At 72.0% G+C, this 23,628-nt stretch carries 14 protein-coding genes; 2 read left to right on the plus strand and 12 right to left on the minus strand.

All coding sequences use genetic code 11. The features are described from left to right. The first annotated feature begins 127 nt into the window (after window positions 1-127). Window positions 128-3,226 carry a glycohydrolase toxin TNT-related protein gene (locus AB0K15_RS22735; protein ID WP_364053656.1) on the plus strand — a complete coding sequence of 1,033 codons (3,099 nt, stop codon included), beginning with the start codon at window positions 128-130 and terminating at the stop codon, window positions 3,224-3,226. 44 nt (window positions 3,227-3,270) lie between these two features. Here the strand turns inward: AB0K15_RS22735 and AB0K15_RS22740 are convergent, their stop codons facing one another. The 5 genes from AB0K15_RS22740 to AB0K15_RS22760 all read right to left on the minus strand — a co-directional run bounded on the left by AB0K15_RS22740 (window position 3,271) and on the right by AB0K15_RS22760 (window position 11,466). Next, on the minus strand, window positions 3,271-4,686 hold the full coding sequence (locus tag AB0K15_RS22740; protein WP_364053659.1) for a phenylacetate--CoA ligase family protein: 1,416 nt from the start codon (window positions 4,684-4,686) through the stop codon (window positions 3,271-3,273). Window positions 4,687-4,748: 62 nt separating this feature from the next. Then, complete coding sequence (locus AB0K15_RS22745; RefSeq protein WP_364053662.1) at window positions 4,749-5,336, minus strand: pentapeptide repeat-containing protein; 588 nt, start codon at window positions 5,334-5,336, stop codon at window positions 4,749-4,751. A gap of 64 nt (window positions 5,337-5,400) precedes the next feature. Then, window positions 5,401-8,742, minus strand: a complete 3,342-nt coding sequence (locus tag AB0K15_RS22750; protein WP_364053665.1) for an error-prone DNA polymerase — start codon at window positions 8,740-8,742, stop codon at window positions 5,401-5,403. 83 nt (window positions 8,743-8,825) lie between these two features. Further along, complete coding sequence (locus AB0K15_RS22755) at window positions 8,826-10,394, minus strand: DNA polymerase Y family protein (protein ID WP_364053874.1); 1,569 nt, start codon at window positions 10,392-10,394, stop codon at window positions 8,826-8,828. 349 nt (window positions 10,395-10,743) lie between these two features. Beyond that, on the minus strand, window positions 10,744-11,466 hold the full coding sequence (locus AB0K15_RS22760; RefSeq protein ID WP_364053668.1) for a hypothetical protein: 723 nt from the start codon (window positions 11,464-11,466) through the stop codon (window positions 10,744-10,746). A 943-nt stretch (window positions 11,467-12,409) separates the two neighbouring features. Here AB0K15_RS22760 and AB0K15_RS22765 point away from each other — a divergent pair. Next, window positions 12,410-12,916, plus strand: coding sequence for a GNAT family protein (locus AB0K15_RS22765; protein ID WP_364053670.1), 507 nt, complete (start codon window positions 12,410-12,412; stop codon window positions 12,914-12,916). A 45-nt stretch (window positions 12,917-12,961) separates the two neighbouring features. Here AB0K15_RS22765 and purH read toward each other — a convergent pair whose 3' ends face one another. The 7 genes from purH to AB0K15_RS22800 form a co-directional block, all read right to left on the minus strand. Continuing rightward, window positions 12,962-14,524 carry a bifunctional phosphoribosylaminoimidazolecarboxamide formyltransferase/IMP cyclohydrolase gene (gene purH, locus AB0K15_RS22770; protein WP_364053673.1) on the minus strand — a complete coding sequence of 521 codons (1,563 nt, stop codon included), beginning with the start codon at window positions 14,522-14,524 and terminating at the stop codon, window positions 12,962-12,964. Further along, window positions 14,521-15,138, minus strand: a complete 618-nt coding sequence (gene purN, locus AB0K15_RS22775) for a phosphoribosylglycinamide formyltransferase (protein ID WP_364053676.1) — start codon at window positions 15,136-15,138, stop codon at window positions 14,521-14,523. The genes purH and purN overlap by 4 nt, the downstream gene beginning before the upstream one ends. Before the next feature lie 77 nt (window positions 15,139-15,215). Continuing rightward, complete coding sequence (locus tag AB0K15_RS22780) at window positions 15,216-16,862, minus strand: DUF6350 family protein (RefSeq protein ID WP_364053679.1); 1,647 nt, start codon at window positions 16,860-16,862, stop codon at window positions 15,216-15,218. 326 nt (window positions 16,863-17,188) lie between these two features. Continuing rightward, on the minus strand, window positions 17,189-17,899 hold the full coding sequence (locus AB0K15_RS22785; protein ID WP_364053682.1) for a DUF5336 domain-containing protein: 711 nt from the start codon (window positions 17,897-17,899) through the stop codon (window positions 17,189-17,191). A 210-nt stretch (window positions 17,900-18,109) separates the two neighbouring features. Then, complete coding sequence (gene sucD, locus AB0K15_RS22790; RefSeq protein WP_364053685.1) at window positions 18,110-18,997, minus strand: succinate--CoA ligase subunit alpha; 888 nt, start codon at window positions 18,995-18,997, stop codon at window positions 18,110-18,112. A gap of 1 nt (window position 18,998) precedes the next feature. Continuing rightward, on the minus strand, window positions 18,999-20,168 hold the full coding sequence (gene sucC, locus AB0K15_RS22795; RefSeq protein WP_364053688.1) for an ADP-forming succinate--CoA ligase subunit beta: 1,170 nt from the start codon (window positions 20,166-20,168) through the stop codon (window positions 18,999-19,001). Window positions 20,169-20,285: 117 nt separating this feature from the next. Continuing rightward, window positions 20,286-23,021: a hypothetical protein gene (locus tag AB0K15_RS22800; RefSeq protein ID WP_364053691.1), complete on the minus strand. Its 2,736-nt coding sequence runs from the start codon at window positions 23,019-23,021 to the stop codon at window positions 20,286-20,288. Between the last annotated feature and the right edge of the window lie 607 nt (window positions 23,022-23,628).

A 23,628-nucleotide genomic window follows, 5' to 3' on the forward strand; every position in this document is an offset into this window, starting at 1 on the left:
AGCCCAGACCCAGCCCGCACGGGTGTGTGATCTTGAGCATCGTGCGTCGACCGAGGTCAGACCGCCCCTGAGTGGCAAAAGACCTATGCGGGGTGCGTTCGCGCGCGCGAACAGTCAAAATGTTCCCGTGGCACAACCGACGACGCAGCTGAACGCGACCGAGCAGGACACACTGGTCAAGCAGATCGGGCTCGCCCTGCTGCGCGCAGCACCGCGCGACTGGCGAAAGGTCACGGTCGAGTACCGGGCCGTCGGCAGGTACCACGAGCTGACGGGCGAGATCCGCACCGAAGACGGCACCGGGCAGGAGTGGGTCGCCACCCACGACATCGCGACGCTGTTCGGGCGGCTCCGCGCGGGCATGTACCGCGACGGCCGCGGCACGTGGTTCAACGCGCGCTACCAGCTCGACCACCCGTCCAGCTACAACCTCGAGTACAACCGCGAGGAGCCCACGTGGCACCTCGCGCCGCCGCCCCAGGCGTACCAGGACGAGCTGCGCATGTTCCCCCGTACGGAGGAGAACGTGCCGGAGTGGCTGATCCGGCGTCTGTCCGGCCTCGGCCCGGAGCAGCCCGGACCGCACTTCCGCATCGCGCGGATCTTCGACACGATCGGCCCCGCCGGGCGTCCGGTGATCAACCGGCCCGACCTCGACGTCGCCGAGCAGGACCGCCTGCTCGACTACCTCGACCACGCGCCCGTGGTGGTGCAGGACCGCGGCTACGACATCGACCGCCTCGCGCAGACGCCCGAGGCGACCGTGCCCGTGGCCTTCCACAGCGACGGCCAGTGGATCTGGCCCGCGGCCGTGAACTTCTACCTGCGGCAATACGGCGTATCGCCCGAGCCCGACCTGGTGGAGCACATCCGGTCCAACGGCTTCCAGCTGCCGCAGGTCGACGAAGGCGCGCTGCAGGGCGCCGCCGCCTACCTGACGCGGGGCAGCCAGCAGCAGCGTCCGGGCCCGCCGCCGCAACAGCAGCACCCGCAACAGCCGCAGCAGCCGCCGATGCCGCCCGCTCCCCCGGCCGCCCAGGCGCCGCCGGCCCCGGCTCCCGAGGCCGCTCCGCCCGCGCCGGTCGACGTGCCGCTCGCCGTGCACACGCCGCCCGCCGAGCCGGAGGCGCCGGCCGAACCGCCGTTCGAGCAGGTCTTCGACGGGTCCGGCCCGCAGCACGACGAAGGGCCTGGTTTCGAGAACGAGCAGTACCAGGACGAGCACTACGACGAGTTCGGCGACCGCTTCGCCGGCGACGACCACTTCGACGACCAGCAGCACGCGGACTTCGAACCCGCCCACGACCAGGCGTCCAACGGCGCCGGGTCGAACGCGGGGTCGCAGCCGAACGGCGCCGGGGCCGACAACCCGACGCCGGTGGCGGAGCGGACCGCGCTGTACGCGCCGGTGGACCCCAACGCGGCACCTCCGCCGCACGAAGAGCAGCAGCGCACGGCGATGTACGCGCCCGTCGACCCGAACTCCGCCCCTCCGGAGGAGGACGCCGAGCAGACCGCGCTCTACGCGCCGGTCGACGCCGCCCCGGTCGAGCAGCCGCTCGAGGAAGAGCCGGTGCTGTTCACCCACACCGATGAACCTTCGCATCACGAAGAGCCGGCCGAGCAGCACACCGCGCTGTACGCCCCGGCCGACCGCGGCCAGGAGCAGTACCAAGACACCGCGCAGTACGAAGACGCCGAGCAGTACGAAGACGCCGAACCGTTCGAGGACGCGCAGTCGTTCGAGGGTGGCCAGCCGCTCGAGAACACGCAGACCTTCGAGAACGGCCCGCACTTCGAAGACGGCCAGTACGACCAGGCGGGCCAGTACCAGGACGAGCAGTACGAGGACGACGAGAACTACGGCGAGTCCCAGTACGGCGAAGGCCAGTACGGCGACCAGCCGCGCGACGGTGGCGCCCCCGCCGGCCGGCAACCGGACTTCGACTCGGGCCCGCCGACCGCGATGATCACTCCCGACGAGGGTGTGCCGGGTGTCCTGCCGGTGCCCGAGATGCCCGCGCCGCCGCGCGCCGCCGCCCGGCCGGAGCCGGCCGCCGAACCGCAGGCTCCGCAGCGGCCGGCCCAGCAGCCGCCGAGGCGGCCGCGCCGCGAGCTGCCGGCCGAGCCCGCGCTGGCGAAGCTGCAGACGCGCCTCGACGAGCTGGACGTGCCGGACGCCGCCTATCAGCTGGGCACGCCGACCGAGCGCGGCTGGACCGTGGAGCAGGTCGACGAGGGCTGGCGCGTCGGCTGGTACGACGGCGAGCTGATCAACCCGGCCGTGTTCGGCGACTCCGACGACGCCGCCGCGTTCATGCTCGGCAAGGTCCTGCTGCACCCCGACGGCCACGAGCCCGCCGAGGAGCAGCCGCCCGCGCCGCCGGCGGAGCCCGTGGCCGAAGCGCCGAAGCCGCCGGTGGTGGCGACGCTTTCGCCGGAGGTCGCCACGGGGTCGTTCCCGGTGCGCCCGCGCGAGGCCGTGCCGCCGCAGGAGCAGACGGCGTTCACGTCGGCCGAGGAGTTGCTGGGCGACGAGCCCGAGGCCGAAGAGCCGCCGCAGCGACAGGTCCCGCCGCCCCCGCCCCCGCAGCCGCCAACGCAGGTGACGCCGCCGGTTCAGCCGCTGCAGCAGCGCCGGGAGCCGCCGACGCCGCCCGCGCCCCCGGTGGGTGGCGGGCTGGGCCTGCCGCCCGGGCCCGGGGTGCCGCCGGGTGGTCCCGTCGGCGGACCGGGTGGGCCTGGCGGTCCTGGTCTCGGTGGCCCGGCCGGTCCCGGTGGACCGGGTGCGCCCGTCGCACCGCCGCGTCGGGAAGAGGCGGCGCGGGCCAACGGCGCGCCGCGCGCGGCCGCCGGTGGCGGTGGCAACAACCAGTGGCCGATCGGGCCGCTGTCGGGTGAGCCGCCGCTGACGTTGTTCCGCGGCAAGGAAATGCGCGAACTGCCCGCGGGCAGCGAGCTCGACCGCTTCGGCGGCCCGAGCGGCAACCTGACCTACGCCGCGGGGACGCCGTTCGAGGAGCGTTCGCTGGTGCCGGAGTGGGTGAACCGGCCGTACCACGTGTACCGCGTGCAGCGTCCGCTCGAGACGCTCGCCGGTGTCGCGATCCCGTGGTTCAACCAGCCCGGCGGGGGTTCGGCGTACCTGCTGCCCGCGTCGATCGAGGAACTGCTGGCCGAGGGCGATCTGCTCGAGCTGGAGCCGGGCGAACCGCCGATCGACTGAGGTGTTTTGGTGAGAAGGGGCGGGGCCTGCGGGTCCCGCCCCTTTCACGTGCCGCGGGTGTAGCGGTGCTTGACGCCGACCGGGAAGTACCCGGGATCGCCGGCGGGCCGCAGGACGACCTCGGGCAGCTGCCGTTCGGCGGGCACGTAGTGGGCGAACTCGCTGTTGAGGCGCAGGAGCTGGTCGCGGATCGAGGTGGCGAGCAGCGCGGCGTCGCCGTCGCGGCCCGGCGCCAGCTCCACGGTGATCCGCAGTCGGCGGTCGCGGTCGGCGTCCTCGTAGGTCTCGAGCACGAACTTGCCGGTGACCCAGCCGCTGACTTCGGGCTGTTCGAGGCCGACGGTCACGTTCTCCGGGTAGATGTTGGCACCGAAGAACGACACCGTGAACAGCGAGCGGCCGAAGAGGTAGACGAACGGCAGGTCCGGGCCGTCGGCGGGCGTGAAACCGTTGCGGGAGCAGAACTCCAGCAGTTCGGCATGGGAGAGGACGCCGCCTTCGTCGGCGATGTGGTAGCGGATCAGGGGCACGCCGTTGTCACCGGAGAAGAGCAGGGTTCCGTTGTCGGCCTCGAAGAAACGGCTGGCGGGGTCGTACTGGACGAGCGTCGGCAGGCGGGATTCGCCGAAGAGCTCGCGGGCGAGCTCCGGCCGTCCCGCGAGGAAACGGCGGATCGACACGGACGTCGGGGTTTCGGTGCCGAGCACGCCGGCGTCGGCGGTGCCGTAGAGGGAAACCATGTCCGTCACGGGATCGGCGACGCCCGCGCGTGCGGCGACGAGGTCGCGCCACTCCTCGCTGAACACCTCGCCCGCGAACACCATCTTGATCGCGTGTTCGGCCCAGCCGGTGCCGCTGTCGACCACGTCCTTGACGAACGGCGGGTAGCCCAGCAGCACGACCTGCTCGAAGTGCGGCGCCAGCTCCGGCAGCACGCGCAGGATCTCGGCCTTGTTGTTGCCCGGCGCGACGGTGGTGATCGGGAAACCCTTGGCGGCCAGGTGCCGCACGCACGCGGTCGTGAACAGGCCACCGACCCACGTGCCCAGCGGGAAGCAGACGACGGCGAGCGTGCTGCGGGTGTCGGCTTCGAACGTGCGGAAGACCTGTTCGAAGCGCTCGGCGACGTGCAGCTCGTCGGCCAGGGACCGCGGCCAGATCGTCGGGGTGCCTGACGAACCCGACGAGACGGCGATCATGTCGCACGTGTCGAGCCGGCCGCCGCGGCAGAGCTCGGGCAGCGGGTACCGGCTCTGGTAGGTGGCCTTCGACGTCAGCGGGAGCCGCCGGAAGTCGTCCTCACTCCGGACGGTTTCGGGGTCCACCTCGGCGTCCGCGAGGAACTTCCGGTACGCGGGCACGCTGGCGGCCACCTCGCGGAAGAAGCCGACGACGTCGAGGGGACGCCGCTCGCCTGCGAAGAACGCCTGGTAGGCCTGGATCACGTCGTCGGGTTGCACCCGACCATCATGTCCCGGCTCCGGGCAGGCGGCCAGCGCCGGCGGCTCGTTCGTGCCCGGTTCTACTTGACGATGAGGCCGTGCGCGGCGGCGAACCCGATGGCCGTGTCGACGTCGACGTAGGCGCCGCGCAGGTCGGCCTGCACGAGCGCGTTGGCGTCGAGCCGGGTGCCGCGCAGGTCGGCGCCGGAGAGCTTGGCGCCGAGGAGGCGGGCGCCGGTGAGGTCGGAGTCGCGCAGGTCGGTGTCGGTGAGGTCGGCCTCGGTGAGGTTGACCTCGCGCATGCGCAGGCCGGACAGGTGCAGCTTGCGCAGCCGGCCGTGGGCGAGGGAAGCCAGCGACAGGTCGCACTCCGTGAGCGCGATGCCGAGGAATCGGCAGTCCACAAAGGACGAACCGAGCAGCGAGCACGAGGACCACCGGCTGTCGGCGAGCACCGCGCGGTCGAAGGTGCAGCTGCGGAAGGCCGAGGCGTCGTGGCGCGAGCCGGCGAGGTCGGCCTTGGTGAAGTCGCAGTTGTCGAACGTGCAGCCCCGCGTGCGCAGGTCACGCAGGTCGGCCTCGGTGAAGTCGCAGCCCGCGAACTGACGCTTTTCCCACCACTGTCCGGAAAGCACGGCGTCGCGGTAGTCCTCACCGGTCTCGATCACCTCGACAGGATGTCACACGACTTCAGCGAGCCTGGCTCAGCGCCCTCGCCGGGGCTCTGCCGGGTCAGCGGAAGTCCCGCGACTTCGCCGTGATCCGCAGGGGCAACGGCTCCAGCTTCTGAGCCCGCACGCTCGCCACGCCGTCCGCCTTCTCGACGACGCCGCGGACCAGCAGGGCGGTGCTGGAGCGCGCGACGCGGTGGAAGCGTTGCCAGAGGCCGAGGGTGCAGACGACGTTGACCATGCCCGTCTCGTCCTCGAGATTGATGAAGGTGACGCCGCCGGCGGTGGCGGGGCGCTGGCGGTGCGTGACGGCGCCGCCGACGAGGACGCGGGCGCCGTCGGGCTGGTCGAGCAGGCGGGAGGCCGGGACGACACCCAGGGTGTCGAGGTGGTCGCGCACGAACTCCGTCGGGTAGCTGTCCGGCGAGAGGCCCGTGGCCCACACGTCGGCGGCGGCGAGGTCGAGCTCGTCCATCCCGGGCAGCGTCGGGGCGTCGACACCGGGGGCCGTCCCCGGCAGCTTCTCCGGGCGGTCCTGCGCGACGGCGCCCGCGGACCACAGCGCCTGCCGGCGGTCACCGCCGAAGCAGCCGAACGCGCCGGCCGTGGCGAGGGCCTCCAGTTGCGGCGCGGTGAGCCGCACACGGCGGGCGAGGTCGGACATGTTCGTGAACTCCCCGCGAGACCGTTCGGTGACGATCTTCTCCGCCAGCTCGTCGCCGATCAGCCGCACGGTGCCGAGGCCGCCGCGGACCGCGTGGATTTTTCCGTTGCCCGGCAACGGTTCCAGCGTCGCATAGGACAGGCTGCGGTTGATGTCGGGGCCGAGCACCGTGACGCCGTGGCGCCGTGCGTCGGCCACCAGCGACTGCGGTGAGTAGAACCCCATCGGCTGCGCGCGCAGCAGCCCCGCGCAGAACGCGTCCGGGTGGTAGTACTTGAAATACGCGCTCGCGAACACCAAGTAGGCGAAGCTCAGCGCGTGGCTCTCCGGGAAGCCGAAGTTCGCGAACGCCTTGAGCTTCAGGAAGATCTTCTCCGCGAGCTCCTGGTCCAGGCCCTTGGCGGTGGCGCCGTCGAGGAACCGCTGCCGCAGCAGCTCCATCTTCCGCTCGGACCGCTTGGACCCCATCGCGTGGCGCAGCTGGTCGGCCTCCGCGGCGGTGAAGTTCGCGACGTCGAGCGCGATCTGCATCAGCTGCTCCTGGAACAGCGGCACACCCTTGGTCTTGTGCAACGCGTTCGCGAGCAGCGGGTGGTCGTACTCCCATTCCTCGCGCCCCTGCTTGCGCCGGATGTACGGGTGCACCGAGCCGCCCTGGATCGGCCCGGGGCGGATGAGCGCGACCTCCACGGCCAGGTCGTAGAACTCCTCCGGCCGCAGCCGCGGCAACGTGGCCAGCTGCGCGCGGCTCTCCACCTGGAACACACCGATCGCGTCGGCGCGGCAGAGCATCCGGTAGATGTTGGCGTCTTTGAGGTCCAGGTCGGCCAGGTCGATCTTCTCGTCCTTGTAGTCCTGGACGAGGTCGAGCATGTAGTGCAGCGCCGAGAGCATGCCCAGGCCCAGCAGGTCGAACTTCACCAGCCCGGCCGCGGCGCAGTCCTCCTTCTCCCACTGCACCACGCTGCGGTTCTCCATCCGCGCCCACTCCACGGGCACGACCTGGCTCACCGGCTCCTGGCAGATCACCATGCCGCCGGAGTGGATGCCGAGGTGGCGCGGAAAGTCTTCGAGCGCGAACGCGAGCTGCACGACGTCGTCGGGGATGTCGTGGTCGTGGTCCTTCTCGGTGCTGCGCAGCGCTCCCCAGCGGTCGATCTGCTTGCTCCACGCGTCCTGCTGGCCGGGTGAGTAGCCGAGCGCGCGGGCGGCGTCGCGGATCGCGGATCGAGCGCGGTAGGTGATCACGTTGGCGACCTGCGCGGTGTTGAGGCGGCCGTGTTTGGCGAAGACGTACTGGATGGCCTCTTCGCGGCGGTCGGACTCGATGTCGAGGTCGATGTCGGGGTAGCCGTCGCGGTCGGGGGCGAGGAAACGTTCGAAGAGCAGCTTGTACTTCACCGGGTCGACCTTGGTGATGCCCAGCGCGTAGCAGACGGCGGAGTTGGCGGCCGAGCCCCGGCCCTGGCAGAGGATGGTGTTGTCGCGGCAGAAGCGCACGATGTCCCAGACGATCAGGAAGTAGCCGGGGAAGCCGAGGTCTTCGATGATCTTCAGCTCGTGCTCGATCTGGGCGTACCCGGCGGCTTCGTCCGCCTTGCCGAGGTAACGCTCTTCGGCGCCCTTCATCGTGAGCTCGCGCAGGTACGTCGTCTCGGTGTGGCCCTCGGGCACGTCGAACGGCGGCAGCTCGGGCGCGAGGAGCTCCAGCTTGAACGAGCATTCGACGCCGAGCAGCGCCGAGCGTTGGACCGCGCCGGGGTACCGCCGGAAGCGCTCGGCCATTTCCGTGCCGGAGCGCAGGAAAGCGGCGCCGTCGCTGGGCAGCCAGCCTTCGAGGTCGTCGATGCTGCGGCGCGCGCGGATCGCGGCGACGGCGTCGGCGAGCCGGCCGCGTTCGGGGCGGGCGTAGTGCGCGGCGGTGGTGGCGACGGTGGGCAGGCCGAAGTCCTTCGCCAGTTCGGCGAGGAGGTCGTTGTGGGTGCTGTCCAGGGGCTGGCCGTGGTCGAAGAGCTCGACGTAGACGTTGTCGCGGCCGAAGAGCTCGACGAGTTTTCGCAGCTGCGTGGCCGCGGCGGCCGGGCCTTCGCCCAGCAGCGCGTGCCGGACGGAGCCTTTGCGGCAGCCGGTGAGCACGGCGCACTGGCCGGTGACCTCTTCGGCGACGGCGCGCAGGTCGTAGACGGGACGGCCCTTTTCGGCCCGCTCTTGGTCGCCGCCGGTGCTGTCGTAGCCGCGCAGCTGGCCGGAGGTGATGGCGCGGCACAGGCTGCGGTAGCCGTCGTCGCCGCGCGTGAGCAGGAGCAAGTGCTCGCCTTCGGGGTCGGCGACGCCGTTCTGCGGGGCGGAGAGGCCGAAGCTCAGCTCGGTGCCGAAGACGGTGGCGACGCCCAGCTCCTTGGCGGCTTCGGCGAAGCGGACGACGCCGTACATGCCGTCGTGGTCGGTGAGCGCGATGGCGTCGAGGCCGAGCCGCGCCGCCTCCTCCACGAGCTCCTCGGGGTGGCCGGCGCCGTCGAGGAAGCTGAAGTTGGAGTGGCAGTGCAGCTCGGCGTACGGCACACGCGGGCCGGACTCGACCTCGCTGCTCGGCAGCGGCACGTCGGCGGGGCGGCGGTAGACGTCGCGCTTGCGGCCCCACGCCGGGCTGTCGCCGTGGTCGCCGGGTGGCACGTCGCCGTCTCCGGACAGGGCCCGCGCGAGGTCCTGCCAGGGGACGGGTGGGTTGTTCCAGCCCATCTAGTCGTTTTCGGGGGAACTGCGGGGCCCCGGGATGAGCGGGGGCTCGCGGCGCACGTACACGATTTCGGTTTCGTCGTCCATCAGTCGTAGATCCCTTCCACTGTCCACACAGGATTTTCGGTGCCGGAGCACAGGACGAGCACGGCTTCGTCGGCGTCGTCTCGTCCGGAGGCGGCCAGGAGCAGCTGCAGGCGGGCCTGCTGCGGTGTGGCCGCGCGGCGGCTGGCCGCGACGGGCCACGGGCCGGCCCAGTCGAGGACCGTCCGCGGCGGGCCGCCCGCGACGCTCAGCCGGCACGGCGGCGCCGTGAGCTGCTTGCGGCTGGTGATGCCCACGGGCACGCCTTGCTCGTCCACGACCCGCACCGGCACCGGCTGTTCGAGCACCGTCGCGGGTGACGGCGCCGGCAGGCGGCCCGGCCACGTGGCGTCCGGCGGCGAGACGGGCTCGCGCGGGTCGCCCCACGGGATGAGGCGGACGCGGCCGGCGGGGTCGCGGCCGCCGTCGAGGATCGGGGTGACGACGCCTTCGGGGCCGAGCAGGCCCTGCACGCGCACGAAGGCGCGGGCGGCGCGTTCGGTGGTGAGCTCGTCGTCCTCGCTGCGGTTGCCACCGTGCCAGAGGCCGAGCTGCAGTGACTTGCCCTCGACCGTTTCCTCCGGCTCCAGCCGCAGCCGTGCGACGCCCGAGGTGGGCCGGTTGCCTTTCAGCCAGCCCTCGAACTGCCACCGCACGCGGTCGGCGACCCCTTGGGGCGTCAGGGGTTCCGCGCACCGCCAGACGCGGCCGAGCTGCTCGCCGTCCTCGGTGGTGGCGTAGATGCCGAGGCGCGTGCACGCCAGGCCGCGGCCGGCGAGGGCCGCGTGGAACCGCGCGCCGAGGTTCTTGGCGAGGAACGCCGCGACGTCGATGCGTTCCAGCACCGGGTCGAACTCCTCGGTGAGCGTGAGGTCGGCCGGCGGTTTGCGGCGCAGCGGGGGGCGCTCCGACAGCCCGCGCGCCAGGCGGTGGGCGAGCACACCGTCGAGCGCGAAGCGGGACATCACGTCGCGCTCGGTCAGCTCCGCGAACGCCCCGAGCGTCTTGAGGCCCAGGCGCGTGAGCAGGTCGACGAGCTCCTTGCGCTCGACGTCGGGCTGGTCCAGCTCGGTGATACGCAGGGGCGCGAGGAACCGTGCCGTTTCCCCGGGCGGCACGAACTCACCGTGCCGGGCCGCGATCGTGGCCCCGAACAGCCCCTCCGCCACCCCGACCTGGCATTCGACGCCCGCCACCGCGGCCACCTGGTCCAGCAGCTTCTCCGCGAGCGGATGCTCGCCGCCGAAGTAGCCCGCCGCGCCCGCCACGGGCACCGCGATCAGCCCCGGCCGCACCACCTCCAGCCCGACGACCAGCTCCTCCACGGCGCGCGCGACGTTCTCGAACAGCCGCGCGTCCCGCCCGTCGTCCACGCCGAACACGCCCAGCTCAGGACACTTCGACTCCGCCTCCCGCCGCCGCATCCCCCTCCGCACGCCGTTCTTGCGCGCCACCGCGGTACACGCCACGACCCGGTTGGCCAGGAACACCGCGGCCGGCCTGGTGAGCGGCGCACCAGCCGCGGCGACCGCCGCGACGGCGGGCCAGTCGGGACACCAGAGGACGAGCATCCGAGTGGGGAGAGTGGTGGTTCTGGCGGGTTCTCCGGTGATGGTCATCCGGCCACCTCGGTGTGTCCGATGTGGACGCACGTCACGCGCGTTCCGCGGCCTGCTGTGGAACGACCTGCTGCGGCGGACCACGATCCGGATCCGGGCGCACGCCAGCGCAAAGCCGCCCTGCGCGGCACACCGGCGAAACCCGTGCGGGCGGCGATCCCTTCCGGCTGCCCGCCGGCCTTCACCCGACCAACCCGCGCAAAGCCCGGCGCGGCACTGCGACCGAAGCGACGTGAATCGCGAAGTCGCCGCCCCCGCGATCCGCGTGGTGAAGCGGGCACGGAACCCGTGCGGGCGGCGGTCATCCCACGGCCTCCTCGTCAAGCCGCTGCAGCGGGAGACCCACCGGCACCGCGAGGGGCTCGGCCGGAAGCGCACGGCCGTCGGGGCCGGGCAGAACGACGGAAATCGACCGGGGCCGGGCAGCGGAACCCCGCCCGCGAGCGTGGATCTCGGCGGGCCGGGAGCGCAGAAACCCCGCCCCGGAGCCGAGAAACCCCGTCCACTCGCCCGGGACGCAGTGGAGTTCCACGTCGGCCGCGGGCCAGGGGCCGAGGGTGAGCAGAACGGTGCCGCGATGGCGGGCGCGGGCGGAGAGGCGCCGGGCGACCGCGGGGCGGACGGAGCGGGGCTCGGTGACCACGAGGTCGACGCCGTCGAGCAGGGCGGCGACCACGGACGGGTACTCGGCGCCCGGGCGGGGCACGAGGGCGAGGCGCGACACCTCGACACCGTGTTCCGCCGCCGCGGCGATGCCCAGGGAGGGCACGCCGACCACCGCCGCCCACGACCCGGCGGCGGTGGCCTCGGCGAGCAGGGCGAGGAGCAGCGACGGGGAGCGGTGGACCGCCACGGTGCTCCCGCGCCGGAGCCCCGCGTCGGGCAGCAGGCCGGCCAACGCCGGGGACACCGGGAGCACCCTTCCCGTCGTCCTGGCGTGCTCAGCCTGCTCCGCGACCCGGCTCGCCGTGCTCACACCGGGCAGCGCAGCGAGCCGAGCCACCGGCTCCACCACTGCCGTCACCGCACACCCCTCCCCTCCACGCACACGCCGGCGCCCACCCTCACCGCAGGCCCAGGCCAGGGCCCCACAGGACGAGCACCGACGCACCGCGGGGAAGGCGGCCCTCGACACCCTGCATCGAACATTTGTTCGATGCCTCAAGTACACCGGGATCCGGCAGCCGTGTCAAGCCGGACGTGCGCGAGAGCCGGACTTGTCCACAGCGGAGTCGAGTTGTGGACAAGTCAGCGCCCCAGTGGCTTGATCGCCGGTTTTGTCGGGGGTGGCCGATAGAATGGAGGCGGGACGCCCCCTAGCGAGGGCGGGGGTTTTGCCTCGGCCGACGGGGCGGAGGCTTTGCCACGCCAGTGCGGCGGCACTGGATTTCGAACTCTCACCTGGCTGCTGGAGCGCGGCCATGAACGCGAGCACCCGAGGACACGGACTGGGGTGAGCGCAGCGGGAAGCCGCAGCCGAAGACCGAGAAGTCACGCAGCCGAAGTACTCGCCAGTCCTCGCCGACCGAGCGGAACCACCCTGCACTTCGTCCACGCCAAGCGAACCAGGTCCCCCGGCCGTTCCCGCTGCCGCGCTCGGCAGGCCGGGCTTGATCTTCGAAGGAATCGCCCAGATCACTCCGCCCCATTGCGCACGCCCCAGGTCCCAGCCGAAGCGGTCGACGTCGTCACCTCGAGCCGGCCGGCCAAGCCCACCCGCGGAGGGGTGCACCTTGACACGGCTCACCCGATTCAACGACGGTCGCCACTTCGCAGCACCGGAGCGACCGGACGGCCTCGGCACCGAGATCCACGAGTCCTTCCGCCCGCGCCGCCCACAACCGTCCTAAGTAGACTCCGCGGAACCCGAAGCGCGACAACCACAACACCCTCAGTGTCCGCGATACACTGGGCCGACTGGGGCCACCGGCCCGCACCACGTCCGAGCGAAGCTGGTGGAGACAAGCATGAAACACCTCGCCCTGCGGCCGTTCGTCGAGGAAGATCTGCCGGTGCTCGATCGGTTCGCGGCGGAGCCCGAGGTTCTGGGCGCGTTCCAGTGGGCCGGGTTCACCAACGCGCAGGCTCGCCGGCGGAGGTTCGCCGAAGACGGGTTCATCGGTGACGAGTCCACGGCCCTCGCGGTGACCGTGGACGGCGTCGTCGCCGGGATGGCCAGCTGGGAGGCCGCCGACCGCGGCGGGCCGGCGGGGGGCTGTTTCGAGATCGGGGTGACGCTGCTGCCCGACCACCGCGGTCGCGGCCTCGGCACGAAGGCCCACCGCCTGCTGGTCGAGCACCTGTTCCGCTTCACGCGCGCCCATCGGCTCGAGGCGTTCACCGACAGCGAGAACCTCACCGAGCAGCGCGTGCTGGAGAAGGCGGGCTTCCACCGGGAGGGCCTGATGTGCCAGGTGACCTGGCGAGACGGCGCCTACCGTGATGAAGTCGTGTACGCGCGCCTTCGCGAATAGAAAAGGGGCCGGCCCCCGAAACGAGAGCCGGCCCCCGAAAAAACCTCAGTGCGCGAAGTGGCGCGTCCCCGTCAGGTAGAGCGTGATGCCCGCCTTTTCGGCCGCCGCGATCACCTCGGCGTCGCGGATGGACCCGCCGGGCTGCACGACGGCGCGCACGCCGGCCTCGAGCAGCACCTCGAGCCCGTCCGGGAACGGGAAGAACGCGTCGGACGCGCCGACGGAACCCTTCGCCCGGTCGCCCGCACGCGCGACCGCCAGCCGCGACGAGTCGACGCGGTTGACCTGGCCCATGCCGACGCCGACGGTCGCGCCGTCGTGGGCCAGCAGGATCGCGTTGGACTTCACCGCACGCAGCGCGCGCCACGCGAATGCGAGGTCGGCCAGGGTCGCCGAGTCGGCCGCCGCGCCCGTGGCGAGCTGCCAGTTGGCGGGGTCGTCGCCGGGCGCGTCGATCGCGTCGACGGTCTGCACGAGCACGCCGCCGGAGATCGGCCGCAGCTCGACGGGCGCCGGGTTCTCGATCACGGGCAGCTTCAGCAGCCGCACGTTCTTCTTGCGCTGCAGGATCTCCAGCGCCTCCGGCTCGAAGTCGGGCGCCAGCACGACCTCGGTGAACACCTCGGCGATCTGCTCCGCCGCGTCGACCGTCACCGGCCGGTTCGTGGCGATCACGCCGCCGTAGGCCGAAACCGGGTCGCACGCGTGGGCCTTGCGGTGCGCCTCGGCGATGTCCGCGCCCACCGCGATGCCGCACGGGTTGGCGTGCTTGATGATCGCGACGGCGGGATCGGCGAAGTCGAACGCGGCGCGGCGAGCGGCGTCGGTGTCGACGTAGTTGTTGTACGACATGGCCTTGCCGTGCAGCTGCTCCGCGTGCGCGAGGCCCGGCGCCGTGCTGCGGTACAGCGCGGCCTTCTGGTGCGGGTTCTCGCCGTAACGCAGCACGTCGGCGCGGTCCCAGGTGGCGCCCAGGAAGTCGGGGAAACCGGAGTCGTCCGCCGGCGCGTACACGTTGGCGAACCACGAAGCGACAGCCGAGTCGTACGCCGCCGTGTGCGCGTACGCCTGCGCCGCCAGCCGCTTGCGGTCGACGAGCTCGAAGCCGCCCGCCGCGACCTGCTCCAGCACCCACGCGTAGCGCGCCGGGTCCACGACCACCGCGACACTGCCGTGGTTCTTCGCGGCCGCGCGCACCATCGCCGGGCCACCGATGTCGATGTTCTCGACGCAGTCTTCGGGGCTCGCACCCGACGCGACCGTCTGCGTGAACGGGTACAGGTTCACCACGAGCAAGTCGAACGCCGCGATCTCCAGCTTCCGCAGCTGCTCGACGTGGTCGGGGTTGTCCTGGTCTGCCAGCAGCCCCGCGTGCACGCGCGGGTGCAGCGTCTTCACGCGGCCGTCGAGCGACTCCGGGAACCCGGTCACCTGCTCGACCGGCGTGACGGGGACCCCGGCGTTGGCGATCACCTTCGCGGTGCCGCCGGTCGACACGATCTCCACGCCCGCGGCGTGCAGACCGGTCGCGAGCTCGAGCAGGCCGGCCTTGTCCGAGACGCCGATCAGCGCGCGCCGGACCGGGCGTCGTCCCTCTGCAGTGCTCACGAAAACCTCACCTTTCGTCCGTCCACGGTGCAGCCACCACGGCCGAGTCGCTCGATCGTTTCAACCAGCAGCCTGCGTTCCACGGCCTTGATCCGCTCGTGCAGGACGTCTTCGGTGTCGTCGGCCTCCACGACCACCGCCTCCTGGGCGATGACGGGGCCGGTGTCCACGCCCGCGTCGACGAAGTGCACGGTCGACCCGGTCACCTTCACGCCGGCCGCCAGCGCGTCGGCGACCGCGTGCATCCCCGGGAACGACGGCAGCAGCGCCGGGTGCGTGTTGATCACCCGGTTCGCGAACCGGGACAGGAACTGCGCGCCGAGAATCTTCATGAACCCCGCCGACACCACCAGATCGGGTGAGTACGCGGCGACGGCCTCGGTGAGCGCCTTGTCCCACGCGTCGCGGTCGGGGTGGTCGGCGACGCGAACGGTGAACGACGGCACGCTCGCGCGCTCGGCGCGGGCCAGCGCCTCGATACCCGTGCGGTCGGCACCCACGGCCACGACCTGAGCCGGGAACGCGGGGCGCGCGACGGCGTCGAGCACTGCCTGCAGCAGCGTGCCCGAACCGGACGCGAGCACGACGATCTTCACCGGGGTCGGCAGGTCCAAGCGGCTGGCCAGAACGGGCTCCTTGCACGGCGGCGGCGCACCTCGGGCGCACCACGCTTCACCAGGTCACCCCAACCCTAACGGTCGCGCTCGCGGCCCTCGTCCTCGCCGGAGCCGTCGGTGGACTCCGTCACAGCTCCGGGCCCGTCGGAGGCCCGCTCCGGGCCGGTTTCCGGCTCGTCGAGCGAGACGTCTTCGGGCAGCTCAAGGCCCAGTTCGGCCTCGGCTTCGGCGTCGAACTCGTCGTAGTCGGGCTCGGGCTGCCGGGGCCGGGGAGCGGTTCCGGGCTCCGGGTCCGGCTCGGTGAACTCGGCCTCGAACTCGTCGGTGTCGAGCTCCTCCGGGTCGACGTCGGCCAGCGTCTCTTCGGGATCAACCTCGGCGGGATCGACCTCGTCGACGTCTTCCTCGCCGGATTCGTCGGTGTCCTCTTCGGACTCGTCGGAATCTTCGGCCTGGTCGTCTTCGGCCAGGTCTTCGTCAGCCAGGTCCTCTTCGTCGACGAACTCGTCCTCGACCTCCAGCGTGTCCGGCGGCGCGGCCGGCGCGTGCGCACCGGCGAAGAACGCCACGAACCCACCCGGGATCACGATCCAGCAGAACGCCACGATCGACGCCACCCCGACCGGCACGCTCACCGGGTCGAACGGACCGTCGGCGAGGCGTCCGCCCGCGAGCGTCCCCAGCACCACGCAGCCGAACCCGACCACGGCGCCCGCGACGGCGACGATCCGGATCCGGCCGGCCGGGTCGTCGTCCGCGTGGCGCACCGACCAGCCGACCAGCGCGCCGACGGCCGCCGGCAGCACCAGCAGCACGGGCCACCACGCGGCGGTGTGCTCGGGGATGCCACCGAGCAGCGGCACCGCGGGCACGGAACCGCCGCGGTAGCCGACGAGGCTGACGTCGAGCGAGCCGATCGTGAAACCGGGTCCGCTGACGAACGAGAGCGCCGCCACCACGGCGTTGGGCAGGTAGGCCACCGAAAGGAGGAGCAGCCCGAAGCTGTTGCCGAACGAAGGCTCGAACAGATCGTCCACAGTGGACATCGAGGCCACCGTCGCGACGGTGAACACGATCGCGCCCACCGCCAGCAGCGACGCGAGCCCCAGCGCACCCGCGCGCAGGCCGCGGATGGCCAGCGGGTCGAGCCGGTCGGCCACCGCCGCGGGCAGGCCGCAGCGCCGCACCGCGCCGCCCGTGGCCGCCAGCACGGCGAACACGCCGGGCACCACGAACGCCAGCAGCGGGTTCACCCGCACCGGCGCGCTCAGCGAGAGCAGCCCGATCAGGAGGCCGAACAACGCGTGCGCGGCGCCGATCACGGAGATCAGGGGGACGGCCTGGCGCAGCGTCGTGCAGCCCAGCCGCAGGGCCGCACCGGACGCGGTGCGCGCAACGAGTAGCACGGCGCCGATCGTCGGCAGCAGCGGGAGCACACCCAGCGGGTGGCCGCCGATGCCGAGCTGCACCTGGAACCCCGCGAGCCAGCCGGGGCCGGCCGAGAGCAGCACCCCGGCGGCGGAGAACGCGGTGCGTTCGGCGGTCAGCGCGACGAGCGCCACCAGCGTCGCGACCACGGCGTACTCCGTGATCAACGGGCCGAAGGCGGCGGTGAGCAACACCCGCACCCGGGTGGCCGGAGCGACCTCGGCGTCGAGTTCGACGGTGTCGCCCACCGGCTCGCCGCCCGGGGGGCGTGGAGAACTGGTGAGCAGCTGCATGCTTCGCACCTTGACACCCGGGCTGGGCCGTCCGAGTGAGGCACGCCGCCCGGCCCAGGCGGAGCGAAGCTAACCCACCCGGTCGGGGGCACCCGGACAACAAAAAACACCCGCTGTGACACGGAGAGTCACAGCGGGTGTTTTCACGAGGTGACAAGCGCCCCCACGCGGCATGCGGTGTGCTCAACGCACCGAACGCCACATTGGGTGCACCCGACCCGAACGCCACATTGGGGGCTCTCGACGCACCGAATGCGGCGTTGGGTGCATCCAGCGCACCGAACGCCACATTGGGGCGCGTTGGGGCGGTCGGGCCGCGCGCCGGGTCAGCTCTGCTGGCCGAAGCCGCCCGGCGGGGTGCCCGGGGGCTTGCCCTGCTCCCCCTGTGGCTGCTGGAAGAACTGGCCCTGCTGCGGCGCGTACGTGGTGGCCTGCTGCCCCGGCGGCGTAGCGCCCGGCTGCTGCGGGTACTGGCCCGGCTGCTGCTGTTGCTGCTGCGGCTGGAACGGCCCGGCCTGGCCGTACTGCTGGTAGTGCGGCACGGCGGGCTTGGGCGCCGGCGGCTTGAGCACGCCGTACTCCATCAGCAGCGCGGCCACCGCGACCAACATCTGCACGATGCCGAGGATGAGCACCACCGTGACGATGCCCGGCGTGCTCCGCTCGGCCACCACCGTGTCGAGCGCGCCGAGCGCGCCGACCACGCTGAACAGCGCGGCGAAGGGCAGCACCCGCGGCGCCTTCGGCAGCGCGTGCAGCGCCGCGAGCAGGCCACCGGTGAGCAGGAAGATCGTCTCCTGGCCGACGTCACCCGCTTCGTCGGAGAAACCGATGAAGTACTGGACGACGCCCAGCACGGTCACTACGAGCGCGAGGACGAGCGGAAGGTTCTGCGGCAGCACCGGCCCGGCCGAAGGCGGCGGTCCCTGCTGCGGCTGCTGTTGCGGGAACCCGCCCGACGGGGGCGGTCCCTGAGGGGGCTGCTGCTGGCCACCGCCCTGCTGGGGGTAGCCAGGCCCGCCGCTGGGGAAGGTCATCGGAAGCTCTCCTGTCGTTCGCCGGCAACTCCGGGGGAAGGTGGCACCCGGACGAATCACGTGACGGCCGCGTCGCCGAACGCTAGCGCATCCGAGGGTCCCCCGTCCGGGCCGTTGGACGCACGGGATGCCCGATCGGTTGCGGCCGGAAACGCCGCGGGCCGGGCACCGATCCCGGTGCCCGGCCCGCGTTGACCGCGTTTATGCAGGTCAGAGGTTGTTGTACAGCTCGCGCGCGAGGACGGCGGTCTCGCTCGGGGTCTTGCCGACCTTCACGCCGGCAGCCTCGAGGGCCTCCTTCTTCGCGGCCGCCGTGCCGGAGGAACCGGACACGATGGCACCCGCGTGACCCATGGTCTTGCCCTCGGGGGCGGTGAAGCCCGCGACGTAGCCGACCACCGGCTTGGTGACGTGCTCCTTGATGAAGGCCGCGGCCCGCTCCTCGGCGTCGCCACCGATCTCACCGATCATCACGATGACCTTGGTGTCGGCGTCCTTCTCGAACGCCTCGAGGGCGTCGATGTGGGTGGTGCCGATGATGGGGTCACCGCCGATGCCGACGGCGGTGGAGAAGCCGATGTCGCGCAGCTCGTACATCATCTGGTAGGTCAGCGTGCCGGACTTCGAGACGAGGCCGATGTGGCCCGGGCCCGAGATGTCGGCGGGGATGATGCCGGCGTTGGACTTGCCGGGGCTGATGACGCCCGGGCAGTTCGGGCCGATGATGCGGGTCTTGTTGCCCTTGGCGACGGCGTGGGCCCAGAAGTAGGCCGAGTCGTGCACCGGGATGCCCTCGGTGATCACCACGGCGAGCGGGATCTCGGCGTCGACGGCCTCGAGCACGGCGTCCTTGGCGAACTTCGGCGGCACGAAGATGACCGACACGTCGGCGCCGGTCTCCTTGATCGCCTCTTCGACGGTGCCGAAGACCTTGAGGTCCTTGCCCTCGATGGTCACGGTCTGGCCGGCCTTGCGGGCGTTGACGCCACCCACGATGTTCGTGCCGGACTTCAGCATCTTGGTCGCGTGCTTCATGCCCTCGGAGCCGGTGAGCCCCTGCACGATGACCTTGCTGTTCTCGTTCAGGAAGATCGACATCTCACGCACCTGCCGCGGCGAGCTCGGCAGCCTTGTCGGCCGCGTTGTCCATTGTGTCCACCACGGTGACGAGCGGGTGGTTCGCGTCGGCCAGGATCTGGCGACCCTCGACGACGTTGTTGCCGTCCAGGCGGACGACCAGCGGCTTGGTGGCCTCGTCGCCCAGGATCTTCAGGGCCTCGACGATGCCGTTGGCCACCGCGTCGCACGCGGTGATGCCGCCGAAGACGTTGACGAAGACGCTCTTCACGTCGGTGTCGTTGAGGATGACGTCCAGACCGGCCGCCATGACCTCCGCCGACGCGCCGCCGCCGATGTCGAGGAAGTTCGCCGGCTTCACGCCGCCGTGCTTCTCACCCGCGTACGCCACCACGTCCAAAGTGGACATGACGAGCCCGGCGCCGTTGCCGATGATGCCGACCTGGCCGTCGAGCTTGACGTAGTTGAGGTTCTTGGCCTTGGCCTTCGCCTCGAGGGGGTTCTCGGCGTCCTTGTCGACCAGGGCTTCGTGCCCGGCCTGACGGAAGGAGGCGTTCTCGTCCAGGGTGACCTTGCCGTCGAGGGCGATGATCTTGTCCTGGGGGTCGCGCACCAGCGGGTTGACCTCGACGAGGGTGGCGTCCTCGGAGACGAAGGTCTCCCAGAGCTTCACGACCACGTCGGCGGCCTCGTCGATGATCTCGGCGGGGAAGTTGCCGGCCTTCAGGATCTCGAGCGCCTTCGCCTTGTCGACACCGGCGATCGCGTCGACCGGGATCTTCGCGAGCGCGTCGGGGCGCTCCACCGCGAGCTGCTCGATCTCCATGCCGCCCTCGGAGGACGCCATCGCCAGGAACGTGCGGTTCGCGCGGTCCAGCAGGAAGGAGAAGTAGTACTCGGACGCGATGTCCGACGCTTCCGCCACGAGCACGCGGCGCGTGATGTGGCCCTTGATGTCGAGACCCAGGATGGCTTCCGCCTTCTCCTTGGCCTCGTCCGGCGTCTGGGCCAGCTTGACGCCGCCGGCCTTGCCGCGGCCGCCGACCTTCACCTGCGCCTTGACGACGACCTGGGTGCCGATCTGCTCCGCGGCGGCCTTGGCTTCTTCGGGGGTGTTTGCCACCGAGCCCGGCAGAACCGGTACTCCGTGGGCGGCGAAGAGATCCCTCGCCTGGTACTCGTAGAGGTCCACTACTCCAGTCTCCTGACGACACGCCACTGTGGTGGTCCGTTACCGAACCGCGCTGTCGGACCAGTCGAGGTTAGCGACCAGCGCAGAAGCAGGGGACTCCGCACCTGGTGAAGTCGGTCACCGTACGCGGTCAGGGGGTGTGAGTCCGCCCACCGGGGCCGTTTTTCCGCCCCCTGCGGCGGCTGTCGCGGCGGCTGTTGCCGTGACGACGATCGCGGCGAGGCCGAACCAGAACCCGAGCGCGGGTGTCCGTCCGGCGATCCCGACGAGCGGCAGCTGTGCCACGTGGACGGCCAGCACGAGCACCGCCCCCGTGAGCGCGGCCGCGGCGGCGCCGGGTCGCGAGCGGACGCTCAGCGCGAGCACGCCCAGGACGACCAGGAGCGCCGTGAGCAGTCCCCACGACGGAGTGTCGAAATCGGACCAGAGCCCCGGCGAGGGGTAGTCGGGCGCGGTGAACACCGGCGTGCCGAAGGCGAGGACGGACAGGATCGCGGCCGCGGCGACCGGCAGCAGCACCCGCGGGCGCGGGCCTTCGGTGCCTTCGTCGTCGCGCTCGACAACGCCGGTGATGATGGCCGCGAGGGCCGTGAGCCCGGCGAGGCCGAGCGCGATCGCGGTGAACACGGCGCCGGCGCCGAGGTGGTAGCTGATGGTGCCGCCGAGACCGTCCAGTCCCGTCAGCCCGGTCGCTTGTGAGGCGGTGATGGCGGTGCTGAGCACGGCCGTGCCGGCGAGGACGACGCCGGCCCAGAGGACGGCGAGGATGCCGCGGGCGGTTTTGTACGCGAACAGGAACGGCGCCGGCAGGGCGACGAGGATCGCGGCCGTCAGCAGCAGCCAGCGGGCGGGGCTCTGGGTCGCGGTGGCCGCGTCGAGCTGGGGCGCGAGGGCGCCCACGACTCCGACGACTGCCGTCAGCAAGGCGAGCAGGGCCGTGGCGGTGCGCCACAGCGTGAGGCTCGGGACGCGTGCTTCGCCGGCGAAGTCGGTGCGTTCGACCTGGGCGGTTTGAGGCGTCGCCAGGGGTGCGAGAACGAGGACGAGGAGCATCGCCACGACGGCGACGACCGGTCCCCACGCGAAGTGCAGCCCGCCCACCGCCAGCCCGCCGACCAGCGGCGGCATCGCCACGGCGAACGTCGCCGCGGCCGCGCCGCCGAGCGTTCCGCGCGCCACGCCGTCGGACGCCGCGCCGAGCCCGAGCACGACGGCGAGCAGCAACGCGCCCGCCATGACGACGTAGCCGGTGAGCGCCAGGCCGGGGCCTTCGAACGCCGAGTGCGCCGGGAAGAAGGGGTTGTCCGAGATGACAGGCGCCATCAACAGGCCGACGCCCGCGGCGATGGTGAGCAGCGGCACGACGAGCCGCCAGCGCCGTCGTCCGCCGTCGTCGCCCGCGACCTCGTTGAGCTGCCGCGCCACCTGCCCGGCCGCGATCCCGGCGGCGATCGTGAGGACGTGGCCGGCCAGCAGCAGCCAGAACCCGGCACCGACCGCGCTGCGGTCCAGCAGGCGGTCGGGGAGATACAGCTCGGGGCGGACGGTTTTGGATCCGTTGGCGAAGAACTGCAGGTCGAGCAGGAGCCGGCCGGGGGCGAGGGCGGCCAGGCCCGCGGTGAGGCCGGCGGCCAGGCCGTGCCTGCCGCTGTAGGCCGCCGCGGCGACAATGCCCGCGGGGACCAGCGCGAGGAGGGCGAGAAGGGGCCAGGCGAGGTAACCCGGGTTCGCGTCGGGTGACACGGGGAGGATCGCGCCGGCCGCGAGGGCGAGGGCCCCGATGCCGAGGAGCACGACGGCGGTTTTGAGCTGCAGGGAGGGGGTGCGGTCGGCGTAGTCGAGGTCGGGGTTGGACTGCGGGCCGCGGGCCTGGCCCGGTTCGGTGGTCGTGGCTGGGCTGGGCTTGGTGCCGGTTCGGCCACCGTCGAAGTCGGGGTCGGACTGCGGGCCGCGGGCCTGGGCCGATCCAGTGGTCGTGGCGCCGCTGGGCTTGGTGCGGGTGACGCCACCGTCGAAGTCGGGGTCGGACTGCGGACCGCGGGCCTGGGCCGATCCGGTGGTCGTGCCGCCGCTGGGCTTGGTGCGGGTGACGCCACCGTCGAAGTCGGAGTCGGACTGCAGGCCGCGGGCCTGGGCCGATCCAGTGGTCGTGGCGCCGCTGGGCTTGGTGCCGGTTCGGCCACCGTCGAAGTCGGAGTCGGACTGCAGGCCGCGGGCCTGGGCCGATCCGGTGGTCGTGGCGCCGCTGGGCTTGGCGCGGGTGACGCCACCGTCGAAGTCGGGGTCGGACTGCGGACCGCGGGCCTGGGCCGAATTGGTCGTCGTGGCGGCGCTGGGCTTGGTGCCGGTGCGGCCACCGTCGAAGTCGGAGTCGGACTGCAGGCCGCGGGCCTGGGCCGGTCCAGTGGTCGTGGCGCCGCTGGGCTTGGTGCTGGTGAGGCCACCGCGGGTCGCGGCGTTCTCCTTGCTCTCCTCGCTACGGCTGCCTCGGCCCGTGGCGGCTTCGTCCACTGAACCGCGGTCCACGCTTGCTCCGCCGGGTTCCCCTGCGGTGTCGATCGCGTTGGCGGGGGCCGCGTCGTTCGTGGGGATGGTGCCGTTCGCGGGGACGTTGCTCTTCGCGCGGGACGAGACGCCGCCGGTGGCCTCGATGTCGGCCGCGGCGCCGTGGCTGCCGGCGCGCTTGCGACCGCTCGCGCGTCGAGTCTCGGCGCGGGCGCGTTCCCGAGCGGCGGCCTTGCGCTCGGCGAGGCTGGGCCGTCGGGGGCCGGCGGGCGGCCTGGGGCTGTCCGGGTCGGAACCGGAACGGGCCGGGGAGGGGTCCCCGTCGTGGGGTCCTTCGGACGAAGTCATCGGACGCGACGCTAGCAAGTCGGACACCGCGCGGCCCCCGCAGTGCGACCGCTGCGGGGCGGCAGGCGGCGGCGGGGCACGGCTTGGCGCGGGCCGCAACCGGTGGCGTCGGGGCGTCGGCCCACGTCGGCGGGTTGATCGGGCGATCGGGTGATCACCCGGGGAGGCGAGTGACCGGCGCCACACGCGCGAGCGTGGATTCCCTTCAACACGGCGCCGCAAACGTTTATTTCAACGGTGGGGCCGTTCGGTGGGGCGAGAGGGGGCCGTTTGGGGGTGTGAGTGCCCGAAAGTCCTGTAACGGAGATCACACTGATCGGAGTAGTTTCGGATTAACTTTGGGTAATCCATACAGCTAGCAGCGTGATGGGAGCCGCCCGTTCGGCCGAAACGTCGGTGGCACCTTGCTCACAACGGTGCCCCTTCGTTACTGTCCCCCGGTCCCCATTACAGTCAGGTCACGAAGCGCGACGCCGAGCGAACCACCCCCGAGGTTGGCTCAACGGGATCCCCCGCCCGTAGTCCGCGACGGCCCGGCTCCCCGACGATGGAAGGCCCTGTCTTGGCTTCACACCGCTCCCCCGGCGGCCAAGCCCCTTCCCCGGCG

This window comes from Amycolatopsis sp. NPDC049253 (assembly GCF_040678995.1).
Taxonomy (GTDB): Bacteria; Actinomycetota; Actinomycetes; order Mycobacteriales; family Pseudonocardiaceae; genus Amycolatopsis.

Excerpts from the sequence above, each read along its gene's own strand:
- AB0K15_RS22750 (WP_364053665.1), bottom strand. The coding sequence starts at position 8,742 with ATGGGCTGGAACAACCCACCCGTCCCCTGGCAGGACCTCGCGCGGGCC.
- AB0K15_RS22755 (WP_364053874.1), bottom strand. The coding sequence starts at position 10,394 with ATGCTCGTCCTCTGGTGTCCCGACTGGCCCGCCGTCGCGGCGGTCGCC.
- AB0K15_RS22765 (WP_364053670.1), top strand. The coding sequence starts at position 12,410 with ATGAAACACCTCGCCCTGCGGCCGTTCGTCGAGGAAGATCTGCCGGTG.
- AB0K15_RS22780 (WP_364053679.1), bottom strand. The coding sequence starts at position 16,862 with ATGCAGCTGCTCACCAGTTCTCCACGCCCCCCGGGCGGCGAGCCGGTG.
- AB0K15_RS22785 (WP_364053682.1), bottom strand. The coding sequence starts at position 17,899 with ATGACCTTCCCCAGCGGCGGGCCTGGCTACCCCCAGCAGGGCGGTGGC.
- sucD (WP_364053685.1), bottom strand. The coding sequence starts at position 18,997 with ATGTCGATCTTCCTGAACGAGAACAGCAAGGTCATCGTGCAGGGGCTC.
- AB0K15_RS22800 (WP_364053691.1), bottom strand. The coding sequence starts at position 23,021 with ATGACTTCGTCCGAAGGACCCCACGACGGGGACCCCTCCCCGGCCCGT.